Origin of the sequence: Ensifer sp. 22460 (genome assembly GCF_052044935.1) — a bacterium.
Classification (GTDB): domain Bacteria; phylum Pseudomonadota; class Alphaproteobacteria; order Rhizobiales; family Rhizobiaceae; genus Ensifer.
The window spans coordinates 89,952-111,402 of sequence record NZ_JBQENZ010000028.1; the positions used below are offsets into that span (position 1 = coordinate 89,952).

The 21,451-nt window shown below is 61.5% G+C and carries 17 protein-coding genes and 5 pseudogenes; 10 read left to right on the plus strand and 12 right to left on the minus strand.

Annotated features, from left to right (window positions below; genetic code table 11):
- Positions 1-61: 61 nt before the first annotated feature.
- From ACTJKM_RS28495 to ACTJKM_RS28520, 6 genes are all read right to left on the minus strand, one after another.
- Complete coding sequence (locus ACTJKM_RS28495) at positions 62-451, minus strand: carboxymuconolactone decarboxylase family protein (RefSeq protein WP_058327213.1); 390 nt, start codon at positions 449-451, stop codon at positions 62-64.
- Positions 444-1,253, minus strand: coding sequence for an alpha/beta fold hydrolase (locus tag ACTJKM_RS28500; protein ID WP_440638487.1), 810 nt, complete (start codon positions 1,251-1,253; stop codon positions 444-446). Before ACTJKM_RS28500 ends, ACTJKM_RS28495 begins: the two co-directional genes overlap by 8 nt.
- A gap of 2 nt (positions 1,254-1,255) precedes the next feature.
- Positions 1,256-2,332: an LLM class flavin-dependent oxidoreductase gene (locus ACTJKM_RS28505; protein WP_058327215.1), complete on the minus strand. Its 1,077-nt coding sequence runs from the start codon at positions 2,330-2,332 to the stop codon at positions 1,256-1,258.
- Between the two features lie 34 nt (positions 2,333-2,366).
- Entirely contained in the window at positions 2,367-3,881 is a 1,515-nt protein-coding gene (locus ACTJKM_RS28510) for an aldehyde dehydrogenase (RefSeq protein WP_058327216.1), read from the minus strand.
- Position 3,882: 1 nt separating this feature from the next.
- Entirely contained in the window at positions 3,883-4,878 is a 996-nt protein-coding gene (locus ACTJKM_RS28515; protein WP_058327217.1) for a flavin reductase, read from the minus strand.
- A gap of 180 nt (positions 4,879-5,058) precedes the next feature.
- Positions 5,059-6,861, minus strand: a complete 1,803-nt coding sequence (locus ACTJKM_RS28520; RefSeq protein WP_440638490.1) for a helix-turn-helix domain-containing protein — start codon at positions 6,859-6,861, stop codon at positions 5,059-5,061.
- Between the two features lie 170 nt (positions 6,862-7,031).
- Between ACTJKM_RS28520 and ACTJKM_RS28525 the strand changes: the two genes are divergently transcribed.
- Both ACTJKM_RS28525 and ACTJKM_RS28530 read left to right on the plus strand, forming a co-directional pair.
- A complete protein-coding gene (locus tag ACTJKM_RS28525) occupies positions 7,032-7,637 on the plus strand; it encodes an amino acid synthesis family protein (RefSeq protein WP_113399618.1) in 606 nt (201 codons plus the stop codon).
- Between the two features lie 32 nt (positions 7,638-7,669).
- Positions 7,670-8,152, plus strand: a complete 483-nt coding sequence (locus ACTJKM_RS28530; RefSeq protein WP_440638492.1) for an Lrp/AsnC family transcriptional regulator — start codon at positions 7,670-7,672, stop codon at positions 8,150-8,152.
- 55 nt (positions 8,153-8,207) lie between these two features.
- Here the strand turns inward: ACTJKM_RS28530 and ACTJKM_RS28535 are convergent, their stop codons facing one another.
- The gene (locus tag ACTJKM_RS28535) at positions 8,208-8,852 is read right to left on the minus strand and encodes a glutathione S-transferase family protein (protein WP_197423440.1); all 645 of its coding nucleotides are present in this window, start codon (positions 8,850-8,852) and stop codon (positions 8,208-8,210) included.
- Positions 8,853-9,057: 205 nt separating this feature from the next.
- Here ACTJKM_RS28535 and ACTJKM_RS28540 point away from each other — a divergent pair, with 205 nt between their 5' ends.
- Positions 9,058-9,306: a DUF982 domain-containing protein gene (locus tag ACTJKM_RS28540; protein ID WP_440638494.1), complete on the plus strand. Its 249-nt coding sequence runs from the start codon at positions 9,058-9,060 to the stop codon at positions 9,304-9,306.
- 92 nt (positions 9,307-9,398) lie between these two features.
- On the opposite strand, the gene ACTJKM_RS28545 is transcribed toward ACTJKM_RS28540, so the two are convergent.
- Positions 9,399-9,728 (minus strand): hypothetical protein, encoded by a 330-nt coding sequence (locus ACTJKM_RS28545; protein ID WP_440638496.1) that lies wholly within the window; start codon positions 9,726-9,728, stop codon positions 9,399-9,401.
- Positions 9,729-10,133: 405 nt separating this feature from the next.
- Here ACTJKM_RS28545 and ACTJKM_RS28550 point away from each other — a divergent pair, with 405 nt between their 5' ends.
- Positions 10,134-11,291, plus strand: coding sequence for a DUF882 domain-containing protein (locus tag ACTJKM_RS28550; RefSeq protein WP_440638511.1), 1,158 nt, complete (start codon positions 10,134-10,136; stop codon positions 11,289-11,291).
- 111 nt (positions 11,292-11,402) lie between these two features.
- Here ACTJKM_RS28550 and ACTJKM_RS28555 read toward each other — a convergent pair.
- A pseudogene (locus ACTJKM_RS28555) lies at positions 11,403-11,727 on the minus strand (TetR/AcrR family transcriptional regulator); the annotation flags it as partial.
- A gap of 225 nt (positions 11,728-11,952) precedes the next feature.
- Between ACTJKM_RS28555 and ACTJKM_RS28560 the strand changes: the two are divergent.
- The 4 genes and pseudogenes from ACTJKM_RS28560 to ACTJKM_RS28575 all read left to right on the plus strand — a co-directional run.
- Positions 11,953-12,156 (plus strand): annotated as a pseudogene (locus ACTJKM_RS28560) (MBL fold metallo-hydrolase); the annotation flags it as partial.
- A 613-nt stretch (positions 12,157-12,769) separates the two neighbouring features.
- Positions 12,770-13,408, plus strand: coding sequence for a LysE family translocator (locus ACTJKM_RS28565; RefSeq protein ID WP_058321952.1), 639 nt, complete (start codon positions 12,770-12,772; stop codon positions 13,406-13,408).
- Between the two features lie 38 nt (positions 13,409-13,446).
- Positions 13,447-13,581 (plus strand): annotated as a pseudogene (locus ACTJKM_RS28570) (LacI family DNA-binding transcriptional regulator); the annotation flags it as partial.
- 157 nt (positions 13,582-13,738) lie between these two features.
- On the plus strand, positions 13,739-14,044 hold the full coding sequence (locus ACTJKM_RS28575) for a hypothetical protein (protein ID WP_058327245.1): 306 nt from the start codon (positions 13,739-13,741) through the stop codon (positions 14,042-14,044).
- A gap of 159 nt (positions 14,045-14,203) precedes the next feature.
- Here the strand turns inward: ACTJKM_RS28575 and ACTJKM_RS28580 are convergent, their stop codons facing one another.
- Positions 14,204-15,967: an adenylate/guanylate cyclase domain-containing protein gene (locus tag ACTJKM_RS28580; protein ID WP_440638499.1), complete on the minus strand. Its 1,764-nt coding sequence runs from the start codon at positions 15,965-15,967 to the stop codon at positions 14,204-14,206.
- A gap of 163 nt (positions 15,968-16,130) precedes the next feature.
- Positions 16,131-18,311: an OmpA family protein gene (locus ACTJKM_RS28585; RefSeq protein WP_440638513.1), complete on the minus strand. Its 2,181-nt coding sequence runs from the start codon at positions 18,309-18,311 to the stop codon at positions 16,131-16,133.
- 580 nt (positions 18,312-18,891) lie between these two features.
- Here ACTJKM_RS28585 and ACTJKM_RS28590 point away from each other — a divergent pair.
- Entirely contained in the window at positions 18,892-19,182 is a 291-nt protein-coding gene (locus ACTJKM_RS28590; protein WP_440638501.1) for a hypothetical protein, read from the plus strand.
- A 313-nt stretch (positions 19,183-19,495) separates the two neighbouring features.
- A pseudogene (locus ACTJKM_RS28595) lies at positions 19,496-20,443 on the plus strand (ATP-binding protein).
- A gap of 143 nt (positions 20,444-20,586) precedes the next feature.
- On the opposite strand, the pseudogene ACTJKM_RS28600 reads toward ACTJKM_RS28595, so the two are convergent.
- A pseudogene (locus ACTJKM_RS28600) lies at positions 20,587-20,953 on the minus strand (hypothetical protein); the annotation flags it as partial.
- Between the last annotated feature and the right edge of the window lie 498 nt (positions 20,954-21,451).

The following is a 21,451-nucleotide window of genomic DNA, read 5'->3' on the forward strand; positions in this document are numbered from 1 at the left end:
CCTTCCGTCTTCCAGCGATACGAGGTAGCGCGGCGCGGCCCTTTCCTAGAAACCGTGGAAATCAGCGCTCTCCTTTCTGAGCCATCTCGTCGCGGACGCTCCGCGCGACACGGAAGGCTTCGACACCCCCGGGAATGCCGCAGTAGATCGCGATCTGCACGAGTGCCGCGCGAAGCTCGTCATCGGTTAGACCGTTGCGGATCGCCCCACGAAAATGGATGCCGAACTCATGCATTCGGTTGAGCGCCGCGAGCATTCCGAGGTTGAGCAGGCTGCGGCTCTTCAGATCGAGGCCCTCGTCCGTCCAGACGATGCCCCAGCAATATTCGTTCAACAGATCCTGGAACGGACGCGAGAAGGCATCGCTGCTACCGACCGCGCGATCGACATAGTCGTCGCCGAGCACCCTGCGCCGGACAGCCTCTCCCCTTGCCTGCAAAGCCTCATCCATCAACCGTCTCCCCCTGGCACAAAAACTCGCCCATCAGCGATGCAACAACGTCTGGCGCCTCGATGAGGATGGAGTGGCGCAGACCCGGCAGGATGCGAAGCTGCGAACCGGGAATGCGCTCATGCATGTAGCGCGCCATACGTGGGTTGGAGCCGGCGTCGTCCTCGCCGGTGGCGATCAGCGTCGGGCAGCGGATCTGGTCGAGAAAACCGCCGAAATCCGTTTCCGCCAACACGCGATAGGCGGCCGCGTAGCAGTCGGGATCGTTTTCGGCGTCCCGCGCCCTTAGCCTTTCGACCACGTCCGGGTGGCGCGCCTGGAAGTCTTCCGTCAGCCAGCGCGACAGTGAGGCGTTGTGATGATCGGCGGGCGTGCCGGCTCTGAGCGCCGCCAGGCGTTCGAGAACCCGCTCACGTTCGGCCGGCGTGCGGCCGGCGACCGTCGACAAGAGCGCCAGCCGGCGCAGACGACCCAGATGGGTCAGGGCGAGACGCTGGGCGATCAGCCCGCCCAGCGAAAAGCCCGCAAGGTGGAAGGTGGGGAAACCCGCCGCATCGGCGAGAGCCAGCGTCTCGTTGACGAAATCATCGATCTCGTACCGCCCCTTGACCCGGCTGGACCGGCCATGCCCGCGAAGGTCGAATGTCAGGATCGTGAACCGATCCTTCAGGCGTTCGACCACGCCCGACCATGCCTCGAGATAGGAGCCGACGCCGTGGATACAGACGAGCGGCTCGCCGTCACCCTCGATGCGGCAGTTGAGCGTCACCTCTCCAATGGTATGGCGCTGAGCCCCTGCCATCGTCAGCCACCCACCGCAACGCGCTTCTGTTCCATCTCACGGGCGGCGAAGAAGGGCATGATTTCCCTGACGAACAATTCCAGCGTCCGCTTCTGCAGCTCGAACGGCAGATTGAAGGTCAGACCCAGGCAGTACTGGTCCACGCCGGCGGCCTCATAGACCAGCAGCTTCTCGATCGCTTCGTCCGGCGTACCGAACATCAGATTCTTGCGGATGTTTTCCGGGTTGTAATTGTCTTTGCCCTTGACCGCCTCATAGGGCACCGCTTCGGGGAACCCCTCGCGTACGGTCCCGATGTTCTGCATGAGGTTTTCGAAGGCGCGGCCGTAGTCGATGCTGTGCTTGACCGCGCGCTCCCAGCCATCCGGCCGGTCGTAGACGCAGGTGCGTCGCTGCATCATGAAGCGCGGACGCCGTACCTCGGGATGATCGGCAACCGCCTTGCGAAACTTCTCGGAGAGCACGTGGATCTCGGCCTCCGGAGCGGAGAGCGGTGTCGACAGGATGCTGGCGCCGTTCGCGATCGCCCAGTCGAAGGTGCCGGGATCGCGCGCCGCCACCCAGATCGGCGGATGGGGCTGCTGCAGCGGCTTCGGCACGGCAGCCGTGATCGGAAAATTCCAGTATTGCCCCTCATGGGCATAGTCGCCGGACCAGAGCTTCTTCACGGCCGGCACGATTTCCTTCATGTAGGCCACACCTTCCTGCTGCGGCATGCCGCCTGCCATGCGGTCGAACTCGTACTGGTAGGAGCCGCGCGCGATGCCGAACTCCAGGCGCCCGTTCGTCAGGTGATCGCAGAGCGCGGACTCGCCGGCGAGCCGGATCGGGTTCCAGTAGGGCGCGACCAGGGTGGAGGTGCCGAGCCGGATGCGATCCGTGTGCTGGGCAAGCCAGACCAGTGTCTGGAACGGATTGGGGGAGATCGTGCATTCCAGCGTGTGGTGCTCGGCAGTCCACAGCGTTTCGAAGCCGCCTTCGTCGGCAAGCCGCGCGAGTTGCAGCAAGTTGCTCTTCACCTGCTCCATCGGAATATCGGGGGAGAAGCGTTCCATCGTGAGGGAGACTGCGAACTTCATGTTTTCTGCCTTTCCTGTGCCCGTGCTTTTGCTGTCATTTCAGGCGGATGACGAAGGGGTCCTGCATCGCGCCGGAGTAGTCGACGATGACGTTCTTCAATCGCGAGAACTCGTGCATGACCTCGAAGCCGCCGCGCCGGCCGTAGCCGCTTTCCTTGAAGCCACCGTTGGCGGACATGAAAGAGGCGGAGCGGTAGGTGTTGACCCAGACGGTCCCGGCATCGATCCGGTTGGCGAACCGCAGCGCCCGATCGATGTCCTTGGTCCAGATGCCGGAGGCCAGGCCATAGCGCGTGTCGTTGGCGAGGCGGATCATCTCTTCCTCGTCGCGAAACGGCATGACGCCGACCACCGGGCCGAAGAGTTCGTCGCGCATGAAGGTCATGTCGTTTTCGGCGTCGACCATCACGGTCGGTTCGAAGTACCAGCCCCCCGACGAAAGCCCTTGCCGCTGCGGCCGCCGGCCGCCGGCGGCGATGCGCGCCCCTTCCTTGATGCCGGAGGCCACGTAGGATTCGACTTTTGAAAGCTGATCAGCGAGCGCGAGCGGACCGATGTCGGTGTCGTCGGCCGTCGGGAGGCCGACGCGGATGCGTTCTGTCCTCGCGACGAGCGCCTCAATGAAGCGATCGTAGATGCGCGCTTCCACAAAACAGCGCGAGCCTGCGACACAGGTCTGGCCGGCGGCAGCAAAGACACCGGAGACGACGCCGTTGACCGCATGTTCGATATCGACATCGCCAAAAACGACATGAGGCGACTTGCCGCCGAGCTCCATCGAGCAAGGGACAAGGTTCTCAGCGGCGTTGCCGGCGATGCGCCGGCCCGTGGCCGTGCTGCCGGTGAAGACGTATTTCGCAATTCCGGGATGACGTGTCAGCGCCTCGCCGGCACTCTGGCCGGTACCGGTCACGACATTGACGACGCCGGCGGGAAAGCCCGCCTCGTGGATCAGCTCCACAAGCGCCAGCGTCGAGGCGGTCGCATGCTCCGAAGGCTTGATGACGACCGTATTGCCGATTGCGAGGCAAGGCGCCAGCGTGCCGGTCAGAAGCATCAGCGGCGAATTCCACGGCGTGATCATGCCGACGACGCCCAAGGGTTCGCGCAAATTGAAGTTCAGCGTATCGAGACGATTGATCGGGATCGTCTCGCCCTGCAATTTGTCGGCCATGCCCGCGAAATAGTGGTAGCTGTCGGGCATGGAGCGCATCTGCGCCCGGGTTTCCTTCAGCAGCTTGCCATTGTCGCGCGTCTCGATTTCCGCGAGCGTGTCGGCGTTGGCGCGAACGAGTTCGGCAAGCCGGCGCATCAGCGCACCGCGATCGGTCTGCGTCATGCGGCGCCAGGCCGGATCGCGAAAGGCGGCATTAGCAGCGGCCACGGCGGCCTCGACATCGTCCGCATCCGCTTCGGCAAGATGATACCAGCACTCCCCCGTCGTCGGGTCGAAACTCGCGATGTAATTGCCGTTCTTCGGCGCCACGCACTGTCCGTTGATGAACAGGAGCTGGCGCGAACCTTCAATGGAACTGACCGTCGTCTTCATATCATTGTCCTTGGTCTTGGGAGGTCTGAAGCCAGGTACGGGCTTCGCCGTCGATCATCGCGATACGGCCGCCGTCGTCGGAATCCATGTAGATGCCGAAGCGGCCCGCCTGCCTCTCGCGTACGTAGCGCCGCAACATGGATCGCAATTCGTGCGTCGCGATCGCATCGTCGGGAAGATCGTCGAGCGGGAAGAAGCGCAGATCCGCTGGCAGCCTGGTGCCGGCGCCGCCCTCGCCCGCCAGTCGGGCGCGATAGACGAGATAGCCCGGGTCGCTGTCTGCGACATCGAAGACCGAATAGAGGAAGGTCTCGTCCGGGACGAGCCGCAGCGCGTCGCCACCGTCGATGACGAGCTGGCTGTCCGCCTTGCGTCTCCGCGCAGACGGCAAAACCCAGCCGCCCTTGCCGTCCGAACGCAGAAGCAGGCCGTCACCCGCTTCGATCAGATAGCCGATGATCATGCCATGCGACGCGAGCCAGCCATTCGGCAACGGGTCCTTAACGCTGGCATAGCGGCCGCGGCAAAAGCCGAGCGGTGCGGTCGGACTGGTACCAAAGGCCCGAACTTGGCCGATCAGGATCGCATGATCGCCGGCATCAACAGTGCTGAAAGTCGTGCAGTCGAACCAGGTCAGGCTGTCGGTCAGGACCGGCGCGCCCGTGTGGATGTGATCGTGGGTCACCGACTGAAACTTGTCCGGAGATTTTGAGGCAAAGGTTCCGGAGACGTCGACCTGTCCTTCATGGAGGATGTTGACCGCAAAACACCCTGCATTGGTGAAGGCAGGATAGCTCGAAGCCGACTTCGCAACGCAGACCAGAAGTAGCGGAGGATCGAGCGAAACCGAGGTGAAGGAGTTCGCAGTCATTCCACGCGGCGTGCCGTCATCGTCGCGGGTGGTGATGACGGTGACACCGGTCACGAACGTACCGAAGGCGCGGCGAAGCGCAATCGGATCAATCGGCACGTCCGTCGATGCTGCAGTCTCAACCATGCGCTTCTTGCCTCCTCACCATCAGGTTGATTGGAGGCTAATGCCGTCACGGCGGTCGTTCTTCCGTCGCTTCACAGGAGTGGGCGAAGAACTTCTGCATCGAACCCTAGGAGGCGATTGAAGGCCACGAAAAGGGGTGGCGACGTGGTCGCAAGACGGCTCCCGACGGACGAGGAAAATCTAGCTGCGGAGGGTGGAACGGTTGTCGATGACACCGTGCAGGCGGATCGCGAGTTCGACGGCAAAGCGCTTTTCCGGCGTTTCGACATCCACGCCAAACAGCTCCTGGATGCGCGCCAGCCGATAGCGCAGCGTCGTCACATGCAGGCCCATCGCGTCGGCACAAGCCTGGCTGCGGCACCCCTCCTGCAAGTAGATCGACAGCGTTTCGAGGTAGGGGGTTCCGTTGTCCCGGTCGTGATCGGCGATCGCCCCAACACTCTCCTGCACGAAACCGCGCACGTCGCCGGCCTCGCAGGCAGCGACCAGCATCGGCAGCGGGCCGAAATCCTGTGCGGAGACCGCGCCAGTCAGACCAAAGGAGCGGCCGATGCGGATCATTCGGGCGCAGCGTTCCCAGGCCTGCGGATAATCCGACAGCGCGGCACACCGGTTGCTGGCGACGACGATCGGTGCCTCGTCGAAGTAACGGCCGAGTTCCTCGGCGATACGGCGGGCGAGCTTTGTCGTGCGCTCCTGCCGCTTACCCGTATCGTGGGGAACGAGGCAGACGACGCCGCCCTCGACGGCAATCAGGTTCGCCTGAACGGATGCCTGCTGCATGACACGCGACAGCGTGTGCTCCACATCGACGGAAGCGCCGCCAAATGCCTTCGTCTTATCCGGAAAATCGACGACGATCATCTGCTGAGGCACGGAAAAACTCAGGCCGAGCCGCTGGGCGCGCTGGGCAACATCGCCGGCATTGCGCCACCGCGCCTCCACGATCTCGAAGAAGAGTTCGGTCTGCGTCCTGGTCTCGAAGCGAAACCGGATGAAGCTTCGCATCATCTGCACGCTCAGCGCAAACTTGGCGCTGTCGAGCATCATGAGATCGAGATCGCTGAACTCGCGCGTCGTCGGGAAGATGATGAGCGCCCCGACCAGTTGATTGTCGACCATCAGCGCTTCGACACGGGCCGTTATCTTGAACCGTTGCGTGCCGTCATCGAGGTAGAGGTTCACGGCATCGGTCGTCCCGCGCTCGACAGCGTCTCGGGCGGCCTTCATCAGCGGCCGGCTAAGAATGGTGGAAGCCGCCTCGTGCCAACTGGCCTCGTCGTAGAGTGCGTTCGGCGGCCGGCCGGCGACAACCTGATTGGCGGTGAAATCAACGACCACCGTCGGATTCGGCAGCATCGTGCCGACCATGGCCGAAAGTGGTGCGACCGACCCATCGCTCAACACATGTTCCAGAAGCGAGGTATGTGCCTCCAGGGCGCGCTCCAGCCGCTGCGCCGACCGCTTCTCCGCCTCGAGACGATGTTCCCGTTCGACGGCGATGGCACCGAGGTGGATGATCGTGCCGAGAAAGGCGAGATCGTCTTCCGACACCTCGGCGACCTCGCGAGCAATGACGCTCAGCACCATCGGTCGGCCCTCAGCATCCCTGCAGTTCATCGGCATGACGAGCACCGTACGATAGTCGCGCTCGAAAGCCTCCTTCCGATATCCTGGAAACTCGGCGGATTCGCGTGCGTCACGGATGTAGACGGGCTCGTTTCGCTGCAGCGCGATCAGGGAAGGGCTGGTCGCCAGCTCCCATTTGTCGGGCAACTGCCGCTCGATCAGTGTCGGATCGTAGCGCACGATGACATGGGCGTAACCATGCGCCGCGTCGATGCCCATGATCGACCCCAGAGACCAGTTCGCATGGCGACAGGCGGCCGCAATGAGCTGCTGCAGCGCCGTCTGAAGATCGCCACCGCTGTTGATCTGACTGGCGACGTCGCGGAGCGCCAGTATCTGGGACTTCTGATCCAAATCGTCTCGCCTCTTGACATCTATCAACCAACCATGCGCGCGGCGAAGGCCAAAGTCTACTCCGCTTCCGCGAAGCCGCAGCGCACATCTTCCGACGAAATGTAGGAAGCGCCGCCCGACGATCCGGCTAGGGTGCGAAGCAATCCCAACAAACAGCAACGGCGCATCCCATGACGATCGGCATTCGAAAAATCTGCACTTTCCTCGAAGAAACGCTGGTGGAGGGCGGCAAGGCGGCGCCGCGTCCCGTCAATATCGTCGTGGTCGCGGCAGTGATCCAGAATCCCTGGGCAGGCCGCGGCTTCGTCGAAAACCTCAGGCCGGAGATTATCCGCATTGCAAGCGAGCTCAGCCGCGAGATGACGGACCGACTGCTGCGCCAAATGGAGCCGGAACGGATCGAAGCTTGCGGCAAGGCGGCGGCCGTCGGCATCGCCGGTGAAATCGAACATGCTTCGGCGATGATCCACACGCTGCGTTTCGGCAATCCCTTTCGCGAGGCGATCGGCGGCACCAACTACCTGGAATTCGCCAACACCCGCAATGCGCCGGGCGCGCTGTTGTCACTGCCGATGATGCACAAGAGCGAGAGCGGCAAACGATCGCATTTTCTCACTTCCAACTTCCAGATCGCCGACGCCCCGGGGCCGGACGAAATCATCGTCGCCATAGGTGCCTCCGACAGCGGCCGTGCCCATGCCCGCATTGCCGACCGGTTCCAGGACATCGCCGAAATGGACGCAGAAAAGGCTGCATTGCTCGGCAAGGCTAAATAAGAGCAGACAAACGAGTTGCGCGGGAGTTTGCCATGAAGCTTGATGCGATCGACCTGCGCATTCTCGATGCAATCCAGCGGGATGGACGCATCACCAAACTCGCACTCGCCGAAAAGGCGGGCCTTTCGCCCACGCCCTGCTGGATGCGGCTGCGCAAGCTGGAAAAGGCCGGCATCATCAGCGGCTACCATGCGCACGTAGCATTGCGGCGTGTCGCGCCGGTTGCAAGCGTGATGGTCGAGCTGACGCTCGCCAACCACCGTCAGGCGGACTTCGACCGGTTCGAACGAGCCGTCCGCGATATTCCGGAAATCGTCTGCTGCTGGTCGGTCGGCGGCGGCGTCGACTACATCCTGAAAATTGTCGCCGCCAATATCGACGCCTATCAGCGCCTGATCGACACACTTCTCGATAGGGAACTCGGCATCGCGCGCTACCTCACCTACATCGTCACCAAGACCGTCAAGGAAGAAGCGGTGCTTCCCGTGTCTTTGCTGATGGCCGACGTGGCCTAGCAGGGACTGGCGCCGGAGCGGCAGACATACGCACCCGGCGGGACAGGTTTGCTAATTATATCGCGCCGAAGTTCCGCGCCCATAGCTCGCGAAGATCAGGATCCGCGTCGACACGCCGGGCAATACTGAGCAGCTTCGGGCAGTTTGCCGCCAGCCAATCGCGCCCCGGTCGCCAGCGCGTCATCGCCGCGATCCAGATATCAAGGGCAGAGAACCGCTCTCCGAGCGCCCACGGCGCGGGTGCGATCTCGTCCTCCCACTGGCGCCACAGATCCATTCGGCGCCCTAGCACCCGGCTGCGCAACTCGTCCGGCACGCTCGGTGCCCAACGCTCGGGGTAGTCAGCGTAGGTGAAGGTCCCATATACGGCAGTCACGAGCCAGATCAGGCGACGAAGAAAGGCAGGACGAAGCGGGTCCCCGACCGGTGGCGCAAGTCCGGCTTCTGGGTATGTCTCCGCAAGATGAAGCAGAATGGCCGCGCTCTCCGTCATCACCGTGCCATCGGGAAGTATGAGCACGGGCACCTGTGCGAGCGGGTTGACGGCGACAAGACGGTCCCGGGCCGGGCCGGGCTCATCGAACCCCGCGACATTCTCGAACGTGTAGGGTAGCCGCGCTTGCACCAGCGCCGCTTCGACGAGAATGGAGCCCCAGCTCGGAACGCCGTAGAGGCGGTAAAGTGCTTGTGTGTCGGCCATCGTCATTTTTCCTCGCAGTGCACGGTGCCATTTTGGTCACCGCCCCGCAAGATTGTGCCAGAAGCGCCAGCTTCCGGAATGCTCAAACATCGCCCATGACTGGGTTGAGGGCGCAAGCAATCAAAATTGGCTGGTGCCACTCTCTGCCCGACCCAGGAACAAATTTCCGGGCTAGGCGTTCTGCGCCGAACCGGAGACAACGGCAATGCAAGCGATCATTTGGGATCACCCCGTCAGGGTTGGTGTGAAAGGCGAGCGCACCATCAACGGGCCACAGGATGCCCTGCAGTATCTCAGCGAAATGCCGCAGGGCGGATGGTTCTACGACCGGCCAAGAAACCGCTGCCCCGCTGCCCTGGAGCGCGGCGAAGAACCTGGGCAATCGCGGAAAGCCTTCATTGGCGCGGCCATCGAATCTTCGTTCCCTGTCTCTGACGACGACGTTCTTTCCTGAAGTCGATGGCAACTTGGTCTCGCGAACGTCCCACGCACGGACGGCGGCGAGCAGCGTGACCTATGGTCTTCGGCCGTATCGCCGGGCGTTTACTACTCTTGCTCCGTAGACTTGTAACGTGCGGGCATCGGATTGTTTTTCGCTTCCATGGCGGCCTCTATCTGCGTGATGACCTTGACGGCCTCCTGGAGGATTGCCCGCATCTCATCATCGTAGAGATGCACCGGCATCCCCCCGGCCCGAATGATATCCATGGTTTCGGCTGACTCTTTCAGTCGATCGGGCTGCCCGAGCATCTTCCAGCCTTCCTGGACCGCGACATAGGCCCGGACGAGGAGGCGAAGTTTTTCACCCTCCGTCAGCATGTGAACGTCACGTTCGGCCTGGCTCAGTTCGGCAATGACGTCTGAAGTACTTCTCATAGGACACCCAGGCTACGCAGATACCACGGTGCAACCGGTTCACTCAGTATGAGCTAACGTATGGACCGGAGAAAACAAGTGGCCTCTCCTTGGCCGATCGATTTGGCCAACGAAGGCCGAGGTCTTGGGGACCTGCTCGTCACAGGAATACTTCACATGAAGCCTCTGGGGTAGCATCAACGGGTTCTTAATCCTTCGTTGACCATAATTTCCGTCGAAGAGCCGAACCGCCGGTCTTTGCCGCCAGTGGATTGTACCTCGAATGAATCGGAACCCGCCGTGTCTGAGTATCCAGTAACCGTGTATCCGGCGCCTGTGTCGTGTGGCGTCGCAGGAAGAAGCGTCCAGCGCATTGCGCGATGGTTTGGGCGTGTGAGCGCGATCACCGCCATCGCTGCGTCCACCATGGCCTTCACCACCACCGCGTCTTCGGCGGAAGTTCGATCATTAAAACTTTTCTTCACCCACACCGGCGAGCGTGCCACGATCACCTTCAAGCGGGACGGTAAATACGACCCGAAAGGGCTCGCACAAATCAATCGCTTTCTGCGCGACTGGCGAAGGAACGAGCCTGCCCGCATGGACCCGCGTCTTCTCGACCTAGTCTGGGAAGTCTACCAGCGCGCCGGGGCTAAGGACTACATCAACATCGTCTCCGCTTACCGCTCGCCCGCGACCAACAACATGCTGCGCGGGCGCTCGCGCAGTACCGGGGTCGCCAAGAACAGCCAGCACATGCTGGGAAAGGCGATGGACTTCTACATTCCAGGTGTGAAACTCGCTCGGTTGCGGGAGGTCGCCATGCAGATGCAAGTCGGAGGGGTCGGCTACTACCCCACCTCCGGATCGCCTTTCGTGCATCTCGACGTCGGAAAGGTGCGGGCGTGGCCGCGGATGTCGCGCCAGGAACTGGCCCGCATATTCCCGAAGGGGCAGACGCTTCATCTTCCTGCCAGTGGCGGGGCCTTGCCAGGTTATGACCAAGCGATGGCCGACTACAAACGACGGGTGAAGGCCACCTCGATCGTGGCCGCCAACAGTGCCGGTCCAGCGAAATTCAAGTCTGCGGCACCCTTCGACAATACCCTGCTGACCGCAATGCTTCCGACGCGCAAGAGCCGTGGGGAAGAAGCCCTCGACCGCCAGACCCTCAAGCAGGCTGTCGAAGAACCGCCGTTCTTCGACCTTGCTTCAATCACAGCACCGCTTCCGACGCTCCGCACGGTCGCCAGCGAGCGTGCGCTCCCGGTAAACACCTCTGCATTCGTTCCGTCCTCGTCGTTCAAGTTCGCACTTGGCACGGGCACGATGCGGGCGCCGGGCGCAGCCGAATCCAGCCTCACCGGCTCGCCGTCCGCGAAGACAGAGTGGTCAATTCGCGACGCTGCGCTCTTCAAGTGGGCGCTGGCGCCGGCTAAAGAACTTGAGCAGCTGATCCTTCCGGCAAGCCTGGGGTCCTCCGTGGCAAGCGCTGAGGATGCAAACCGCATACCGAATGGGGCTTCCCAATTCGGCGAACAGAAAAAGGCCTTTGACAAGGAACGCTTCTGGTCGGACGGCTGATTGCAGCGCGCGGACGGGTATCTCGGCGACACGCAATCGAACCGGCGGCCAGTTAATCGATCAGTCGGCTCAGCCTGCGGCACCGCCCACTTCACAGAGACGTTTCCAACGCTACGATCGAGCTCCGTCAGCCATGCTGCTGATGTAGGCGCAGAACATGTCGGCCATTGCGACGGCGTAGACCTCTATCTCCGCCAAACTCCTTGGCGTTTCTGAAAACTCCTTACCGACAGTGGTCATCGTTGTGATGATCAGATCCGCGGCCAATTGCCGGACGGAACCGGTGCTGTGTAAGCACTTCCAGCGTGAAATTTTCGAAGATTGGATCGCCCGCTTCCTTTGCCTCCCGGGCTTCGGGTGCGTCGCGATAGAGCGGGGCGGCGTCGTCGAGCGAGACGCGGACGGTCGCCTCCTCGCATTCGAACCGGTGTACCACGCCGTCGCCGACGAGGCGGTCCCGTTCAAGGAAATCGCCGCTGTAATCGGCCGCCAGCTCCCTGTCGAGGCGCGGCCGCGTGAACACTTCGGCTGGTTCGCCACGATGGCAGGCGCCGACATGGCCGCTTCCAGCGCGCATACCCGGACATTGCTTGACTGGCAGCCTTCCGGCCCCGGCCTTCTCGCAGACCTCGATCAGCCCGGTTATTACGCTCGATGAGCGCTGGTGGTCAGCGTTGGGGTGCTGTCGCTGTCAACCGCGATGTTGGCCCACAACGTCGACCCGGCCGTCCGGGCGGAGTGGCTAAACGATATGTTCCTGCCGTCAGACGCTTTCGATTGGTCGCGCAACGTGGTCCTCCTTCGCAGCGGCGACCAGACGATACTCGTCGACGCCGGCCTGGGGTTGGACCCTGACCTGAACTTGCGGTCGGGTTCGAACACCCCGACTGGCACAACGGCTTTTGAACACGACCCCGAGGAAGCAACTCGCGTTGCAGCCCAATCCTCCTCAACCGGGACGGCGACATCACACGCACCAGGGACCTGACCCGCCACGTCCTTCTCGACGGCGTCGGATCCACCCACTGGAACGACTGGTTCCGTCACCACGACCAGGAGATACCCGCCACGGTTCGCCGGCTGAGTTTTGAAGATTTCAATCAGAACCTCGCGGCGGCACGCTGCGGAATTGGCATTGCGATGGGGGACAACACCACTGCTGGCGAAGAGCTTGCCCAAGGGGCGCTTGTCCGCCCGCTCAAAGGTTTCATAAAATCGGCGACGAAGGGCTTTACGTCATCACGCAAAAGAACCGGGACCATTCCCCGCTCGCCAAGGTGTTCATCGATTGGGTGGTCAACGAAGCCCAGGCCACAATAGAATTTGCCTGAGGGAATGGAGCAACGGCCAAATCGCCCCAAATGAGGATACGCGTCGGTTGCGCGTGTTGGACTGAGCACTCGGACGATTGAGCAACGACGCAACAGTCGCCATAGTGCTGGCGCACCGCGGTGCCGGATTTTTCGGGAGGAAGCGACATGCATGAATTCGCAATTCTTGTCACCATCCTGGGCGTCTTCCTTCTTGGAGCCATGAGTCCTGGCCCAAGCTTTATTGTGGTGTCGCGTATCGCGATCGCCCGGTCACGCGCTGACGGATTAATGGCAGCGGTAGGCATGGGAATTGGCGGCTTTCTATTCGCTTGCATTGCAGTCGCCGGCCTGACAGCGATCCTCCTTCAAGTGGAGTGGCTCAGCATGCTGCTCAGGCTCGCCGGTGGCGCGTACCTCGTCTGGATCGGCGTCGGTATCTGGCGTGCCGCTCCCCAGACGATAGCGATTGCCGATGCGCCCGCAGATCAACCAGGTACACTGTGGAAGTCTCTGCTGCGGGGCCTTTTCGTGCAGATTTCCAATCCGAAGACGGCCATCTTCTATGCATCCATGTTTGCTGCGCTGCTACCGTCTCCCACACCCACCTGGATGCTGCTGGCGCTTCCGCCACTGCTCTTCATCAACGAGTTCGTGTGGTATGCGATTGTCGCCCTTGGTTTTTCGTCACGTGCGCCGCGGGTCGTCTATCTGCGCTCGAAGACCTGGATTGACCGCGTGGCTGGCGCTGTGGTGGGCGCACTCGGCATCAAGCTGATGGCCGATAGCGTGCGAACAATCGGCTAGGGCCTATCCGCACTCGACTCTCCTGACCACGCTTCAAAGCCGCAGACGTCGGCGTTTCCACCGTCGACCGCATACTGAATGTGCGGGGTCCGGTGCGCGCCCAAACGGCCGAACGCGTGCGGGAAGCTGCCGAACGCATTGGATTTCACGGGGTTACGGCGATCCGCCGCCGCTAATATCTGAGCGACGCTACCTCGCCGCGACCACGCTCGTACAGCATGTCGTGGATCGAACCCCCAATCGATAGACGGTGGGTTGCCCAAAGTTTGTGTTGACCGTTTTCGACGGCGCGGCGAAACTTGCAACCGGGAGCGAGGAGGAGGACGAATGATGGCTGAGCCAGACCGCTGGCGCCACATGGCAAGCGCACCGAAAAACGGCAGTCGGATCCTCGTCACGATCCGCCCGTCCGAACAGGGGATAGCGGAAGTTGACCTTGCATATTGGTCGAATGGCGATCAGTTCGGTAGAGAAGGCTGGCGCGCCTCCGATTCCTCGCCCGGCCGCATCATCGAATACGCCGAGCCGGAACTGAAATGCTGGATGCCGATGCCTTCGGCCAATCTCAATCTCACCTCGATGCCCTTACCCTGGGAAGGCGATGACGACCAAGAACTGGACGGGTCGGGAATTTGACGCAAGCGAAGAGCATATAGCAGCCCGGCCCGCCATCCGGGTCCGGCAAGCAATCCAGATGCCCTCGTCGACCGTTCCGGGAACCGCTCTGGCAAGCCCCCATACGGGGCCGAGCGCTTTGCGCATTTTCCAGCCATTGCGCATCTCCTCGAATGGCCATCAGTGTTCAGGCACTCCCGCTTTCCGCAACCCCTCGGCCATTTGATCCTGCCACCGCGGGATGCTTTGAAACCAAGGAAGCGCTCGATACCGGTCGATGGTAAAGCCTGGCTCGGCCGCCAATAGCTTCCCCGCAGCCCATCGGGCGGTCTCCAAGTCCCCGTTCATCGCCGACCAGGCGGCGAGATGACGGTAGGACCATGTGACGTCTGGATAGGTGTTGACGACCTCATGGGCTATCGCAATCGCTTGTGAAAGAGCGCCTTCCATGGCCAAGGAAAAAGCCATCCCCAATCTCATGTTGAATGCGAGCGGATCTCTTGGGCTCAGAGTCATCCCTCGCTGGAAGCGTTCCGTTGCCAGAGTGGCTTCGTCCTTGTAGATCGCAAGCCAGCCCAGGCGCGCCCATGCCCAGGCATTGTTTGGATCAAGCGCAAGCGCTTTTTCGATAAAGGTCGTGGCGCGCTCCTGGTCGCCGCAAATGCTCAATGCCGCACCGGCGGCAGTCAGGGCGGTCGGATCGTCGCTGATCGAGCCTACAGCATCAACCGCCGCGCGCGCCTTTTCCAGCTCGTATTCCGGCTGTTCGGTCCACAGGTAGGAGGCGTTCGAGGCGTGGCACCAAGCCAGAAGTGCATGCGCGCGACCATAGCTTGGATCGACGGCGATCGCTTGCCGCAGCAGTTCGATCGCTTGGTTGTTGGTATCCTTGCGGCGACCCCAGAGGTTCGGGTAGGCGCGCATGACGAAATCATAGGCCCTGAGACTTGTCGGCGGCCTGCGCCTGGCCAGTTCGATCTCGGCATCGCGGATCGCCGGGTGTATGGCGCCCGCCACCTGCGCCGCGATCCGATCCTGGAATTCGAACATATCTTCGATTGCGCCCTCGTAGCGATCGGACCAGAACTGGGTCCTTGTCTCCGCATCGACCAATTGCACCGAAATGCGCAGTCGGTCGCCGCCTCGGCGAACGGTGCCCTCGACCACATAATTGACGCCGAGTTCCCTGCCGACCTCGCGCACGTCGACGAAGCGTCCCTTGTAGGTGAACGCGGACTGTCGCGCGATTACAAAGAAATTCCGAACGCACGAGAGCGCCGCGGTGATCTCCTCGACAACGCCGTCCACGAAGTATTCATCGTCTTGCCCGCTGAGGTTGTCGAAGGGCATGACGACGATCGATGGCTGATCCTTGCCACGGCGGGCGGCAAGTGATGACGCGGACGCGATGCCGCCTTCGACAGACGTCTCTTCCTGCCAATCGACCCGAAAGACGAAAATTGGCCGCGGGATGTTCTTCAAGTTGCGCTCGCCGAGACTGATCAGCGGGAACGGCACTTTCCCATCGAGATGCTCGCGCACCGATGCGGAAATGCAGATGCCTGACGGTGCGGCGATCTCTTGCACGCGCGCCGCGATATTGACGCCGTCGCCGAGCAGGTCGTCTCCCGCCACGACCACGTCACCCAGGTTGATGCCGATGCGGAACTCCAGGCGGCGATCGGTTAGGCGGTCATCTGAGGCCTTGAAAAGACGACGCTGGATTTCGACCGAGCACCGGACGGCCTGGACAGCGCTTGGAAACTCGGCGACAAAACCGTCACCGGCGGTACCGAAGATACGGCCGCCATGCTCCTTCACCACTTCGGTAATCCGGTTGCGGCACACATTTAGTGCGGCAAGCGTACCTTCCTCGTCCAGCGCCGCAAGGCGACTGAAGCCAGCAACATCGGCTGAAAGGATGGCTGCGAGCTTTCGATCCACAGCTATGACGGCTCCTGGGGCGCCACGATATCGTCGGGCTTAATATGCCGGCATTTTCCCATATTCACGAATGCTTGTCGCCAGCAAGGACGCAGAAGATGCAGTAACTCAGCATGATGCATCGCCACCCATCTGAACAGACGCATGGCGATGCAGATTTCGGTTACCGCTGCGCGACCGGGCGCACCAGCGGCGTCACGCGTCGGATGGTCACGCGGCGGTTCTCCTCCTCGGGTTCCTGCGTGCGGATCTTCAGGAAGCGCTCACCATAGCCTTGCGTGACTAGGTTTTCCGCCGAGATGCCGTAAACTTCGGTCAGGAGGACTGCGACGGATTCGGCACGCTCATCGGAGAGGACCAAGTTCGAGCGATCAGAACCGACAGCGTCCGTGTGCCCTTCGATGAAGAAGGTTTCACCGGGATCCTTGTCGAGAATCTTCTGCATTGCGTCGGCGACCGTTCGCAGTGTCTTTGCCTGCGACATCGAGACTTCGGCACTCCCCGTCGCGAAGTGGATCGTGTCGAGATCGATGCGCCGGACCTTGTCACGCAGGCGGGCCGAATTGCGGACCTCATCGATCGTGTAGACTCGCTCGACGCGTTCGACCGGCGGCTCGGACAGGAATTCGTAGTAGTCCCGATCCGGTTCTTCCGAGTAATCGACGATGTAGTCGTCGACCGGAATCGTCAGGCGCATCGGCGGCAGTTCGTAACCGACGTCGACGATCGCCGGACGCCGTTCCTCCTGATACTCCGGCGCGTACATCAGCACATATTCGTTGCCGTCGCCGTCGACGCGCGAGCGTTGCAAGATGTCACCGTAACGGTCGTAGACGGTAACGATCCGATACCCGCCCGGGCGGACGATCGTTTCACGAACGCGGCCGCGCGGAAGCTCGTCGTAGTAGGCCTCCTGCGCATCGTGGCGCAGACGCGGACGGTCGTCGCCACGCACGAAGATCTGGTCGCCGACGCCGAGGACAACGCGATCGCCGACCCTCTCGACCAGTTGCACCTCGGTCACATCATTGTTCCTGGTGTTGTTGACCGTCGTGTTGTTGATCACCGTATTGTTGATGACGGTGTTCGTCGTCTCCGGGACCGCGAAGACTGGCGCCGCTTCGACGCGTCGCCCTTCTTCCTTGATCGCGGCCTCGATCCTCTGCGAAACGGCCTGCCGCCCCTCGGCCGGAATCTCCGCCTGGGCCGCGGCGTCGTCGGTCGGCGGCGCTATGTTCTGATCCTGGACGCGCAGCTCCTCGCGCTGCTTGCGCCGAGCCTCGCGCCCCTGGTTGCCCCCGGAATTATCGGCGTCCTTGTCGCTGTCGAGCACAGCCGCGCCATTGTCGACCGGAAGCACCACGGTTTCGTCGGTCGCCGCCGGATCCTGGGCGATCTTGCGCTTCTCTTCCTTCGTGCGCTTGTCGACAACGATCGGAGCGGGCTTGCCCTGAGGTTCCTCACCCTGGCGCTGCTCGGCCGTTGCGGGTTGTTCGGCTCCTGGAACCGGCTGCTGCCCCGCCTCGCCCGTCTGCGGTGTCGGCTGCTCTGTTATGGTTTCGCCTGTCGGTGCAGCACGCTCTTCGAGGGCCTTTTGCTCCTCGGGCTGCTTTCCTTCAGCGTGCTGCTTGCGCTCCTTGGGCAGCGGTACCTGCTGTTCCTCGGCCTTCTTTGGGGTCCCTTCCTCTACGGCGGGCTGCCGTCCTTCCGCCTGCTGTTTGCGCTTCTTGGGCAGCGGTACCTGCTGTTCATCGGCCTGCTGCGGGGTTCCTTCCTCTACGGTGGGCTGCTGGTCTTGGGCCTGCTGCTTGCGCCTTTTGGGCACAGGGTTTTGTTGCTCCTCAGCCTGCCGTGGAGCCGCTTCCTCGACGCCAGGCTGTAGTTCCTCAGCTTGCTGCTTGCGCTTCTTGCGCAACGGAGTTTGTTGCTCTTCGGCCTGCTGCGGAGCGCTTTCCTCGACGCCAGGCTGCTGTTCTTCGGCGTGCTGCTTCCTCTTCTTCCGCACAGGCGTTTGCAGTTCTTCAGCCTGCCGCGGTGCGTTTTCCTCGGAGCCGGGCTGCTGCTCTTCGGCCTGCTGTTTGCGCTTCTTGCGAACCGGCTCTTCGACCTGACGCTGCGGCTCCTCGGCCTGCGGTCGCTGCTGTTCTGTCTGCCCTTCCTCGGCGGCATGCTGCTTCTTGCGCTTCTTGAGCAGAAGCAAGTCCTCGGGAGACTGCTGGTCGGTCCCGTCCTGCGCTACCTGGAACGGCGCCCTCAGGCTCTCGGCTAGCGCCGGCTGAATCGCGAAAGATACGGCGAAGACGGGCAAGGTTACCGTTGCGAAAAGTTTGGATCGAATCGACATGATCATTGTTCCTCTTATTGGGAGGTCCCCGCGCCAGTTGCGCTTATCGCCCGCATCAAAGCCGGCAGAACGGCACGCCTGTTCGCGCGCCCCAAGGGGCCATGCCCCGCGGCTCCGACTTTTTTGTGTCAGCCAAAGGCTAGTCCCAACGCCGCAGTACCCGATCGGTTCCGTTTGTAGGCCGATCCCGAACCTGATCCGAAAGGCGAATTTTCGGAGGTCGCTGGCCAAGCGCGCGAGCGTTTCCTCACTGAACGGCATTCCTGCGGACATTACTGCTCGTTGGTAAGTGGTTATTGGGCGAAACATTCCGTGGGCAAAGCACCAAAACAGACGCCATTGCCGAAATCGAGCAATACACGCTCCATCACCATTCGACCGACACCGTTGCCGGCGCCTCTCATCGAGCTCCCGCCGGAGGTCAAGCAACAGGCGGAAAAAGCCCGTGCGAGTGAATCCGCCCTTGCGGTGCCCGAACGTCTTCTGAGACCCCACGCAGTCATCGCCTCATGCCTCGCGGAGCACGAACAGAAAAAGCGTCAAGCCCGCAGTGAGCACGATCCATGGAGGCGCAATCTTTATGACCCTGGCTATTTCTCCGAAACGGACCACCGCAAACACCGCATTCTGGATGCGCTGTTCAAGGCGATTGAGCGCCAAGGCGGAAAGGTTAAGCAGGGAAAGCGCCAACTTGCCGAGCAGCGCCGAAGAACAGCGGCGTCGCAAGCGCGACGCTAGCCGCTGGCGACGCTTCCGGGACTTAGCGCAAGATTGGCACGAGCTCAGTGCCGTGCGCGATTTCCTAGTGGCGCTGCGATCAATGGACGTCACCACCACCGCCGAGATCGATGGCCGCAGCGTTGAAGAGTAGATCGCATGGGCCGAGGGCTGGCTCCAGCCGGCTGATCCGACGGCCGGCGGCGTCGACGACGTGTTCGAGCAGGTCGCTGAAATCACCGATTGGACCTACCGACAAAGACAAACTGGACGCCAATCAAACGTTGCGATCGTATTTGGACATTGTGGTTCTCCGCGACAGGAGCCAGAAGCCTCTCCTCCAGCTATCAACCCGTCACGGCAAATCCCAAGCGTTCCTCCTTTAGCGGTCAGTTGACTTCCAATTAGCCGAGAAGAGGTTTGTAAAGCAGCGCGCGGAGGAAGCCCTTTCAGATACCCCAGTTGCCCTGATCGTGGGACCGCGCCGAGCCGGCAAGACCACCCCTCGTCCGAAAGATGGGAGAAGCCGGTCGAACCTATATCACGCTCGACGACCAGACGGTTCTCGAAGCCGCGCAATCCGATCCTGCTGGCTTCATTCGGGGCCTTGATCGAGCCATCGTCGACGAGATCCAGCGCGCACCCGACCTGCTTCTGGCAATCAAGAAGACAGTCGATGAGGACTATCGTCCGGGCAGGTTTTTGCTCACGGGATCGGCGAATGTGCTGACTCTGCCACGGATTGCGGACAGCCTAGCCGGCCGGATGGAGACCATCCGAATGCTGCCGCTGGCGAGAGCAGAGATCGAGGGCCAACCGAGCTGCCAAAGTTCGTGCGGCTATTGGCCGAGCATGCAGGCAAATTGGTAAACTACTCGCAGTTCGCCGGCAGCATCAACGTCAGCCACAAGACGGGGCAGCGTTATGTCGGGTTGCTTGAACAGGTGTTCCTGGTCGCGACGCTTCAACCCTGGTTCACCAATACACTGAAGCGCATCGTCAAGACACCCAAGCTGCATTTCCTTGATTCCGGTATCCTGGCCAGCGTGCGCGGACTCACCTTCGACCGGGTGAAGGCGGATCGCGGAACATTCGGCGCGCTGCTGGAGAGCTTTGTGTTCTCTGAAGTGCTGAAGCTGATGACGGCCTCAGACCTGCGGCTGACACCATATCATTCCAGGGATCGAGACATGCGCGAGGTGGACATCGTGCTGGAACGCGACGACGGGATGATCGCTGGCATCGAGGTCAAGGCGAGCGCCACGGTCAGGGCCAGCGATTTCGGGGGCCTCCGCGCACTTTCTGAAGCCTTCGGCGATCGTTTTGCCTTCGGCGTCGTCCTCTATGACAGCACTGATGTGGTGCCGTTCGGCGACAAGCTGGCCGCGGCGCCGCTGTCCAGCATGTGGAACTGAGAATGGTCGCAGAGGCTAAAGAAGGTTCTCTTTCGTCGAAAGAGCGAGAACTCCATAGACGAGGTCGCGTCCTAATAGACAAAGATCTGCATGAGCAGATCGACCAAGCGGTGATGCAGGCCTACGTTTGGCCCGGCACGCTAGAGAAAGCAAAGGCCGAAGCCTCGGTTCTTCTTCGCCCGCGTCAACCCGATCAGGAGATAGGCGATTTGCTCGTTCTCGTCGTTCAGCTTGGCGCTGTAACGATAGCAGGTCTCGCTGACACCAAAGGTGCGGCAGGCGAGTGCAATGCTCACCCCGCGCAACGCCACCGCTTTCCCGGCCATCCCTTGGCCGACAGGCAAATGCTCGCGTTTGCCGTAAGGCTCCCGGCGTTGAGATGGCCGCGTCACTTTTTTCCAAGAGCTCTTTGAGCAGTTCCGCCTGCATGCTCATCTCCGCATACATCTTCTTCAGCCGACGGTTCTCGTCTTCAAGAGCCTTCATCGGGCTGATCATCGACGCGTCTAAAGCCCGAGAAAATTCTACTTTTGAAGTCCATTATTCGGCGGGGGGATTACCCCCCGCCTGAGCATTCCGAGACGCTTTCGCTGAAGGCGTTGCGCGAGCTTGTGACGGGTCTGGTCGATGTGGTCAGCAAGCTTTTCAGTAGAGGTCACGACCATTCGCGCCGAGAACGCTGCCCCTCGGGAAGACAGTGCGACGCTGTGGTTGGAAAACACCTGGCTTAAGGTCGACAACCAGCTTTTGCGCGATGGGTGCGCCGCCACCAAATCTGCCCCGCTTACCCGCGCTTTCGCCAATTTAAGAACGATTAACCGTATGAATTGGCGTATTAAATCGCACGCGCGGATACTAAGCACCAACATCGTTCCGTCACCCAAACGTCCCGCATTCTCGACCATTACTATCGATAGCGATCAAGTATCGATAGCAAGCCATCTCGAAGTGATTTTCTTGCCATCTAAAACCATAATCGCTATATTCGAAGGGATTTCGATCGAGGAA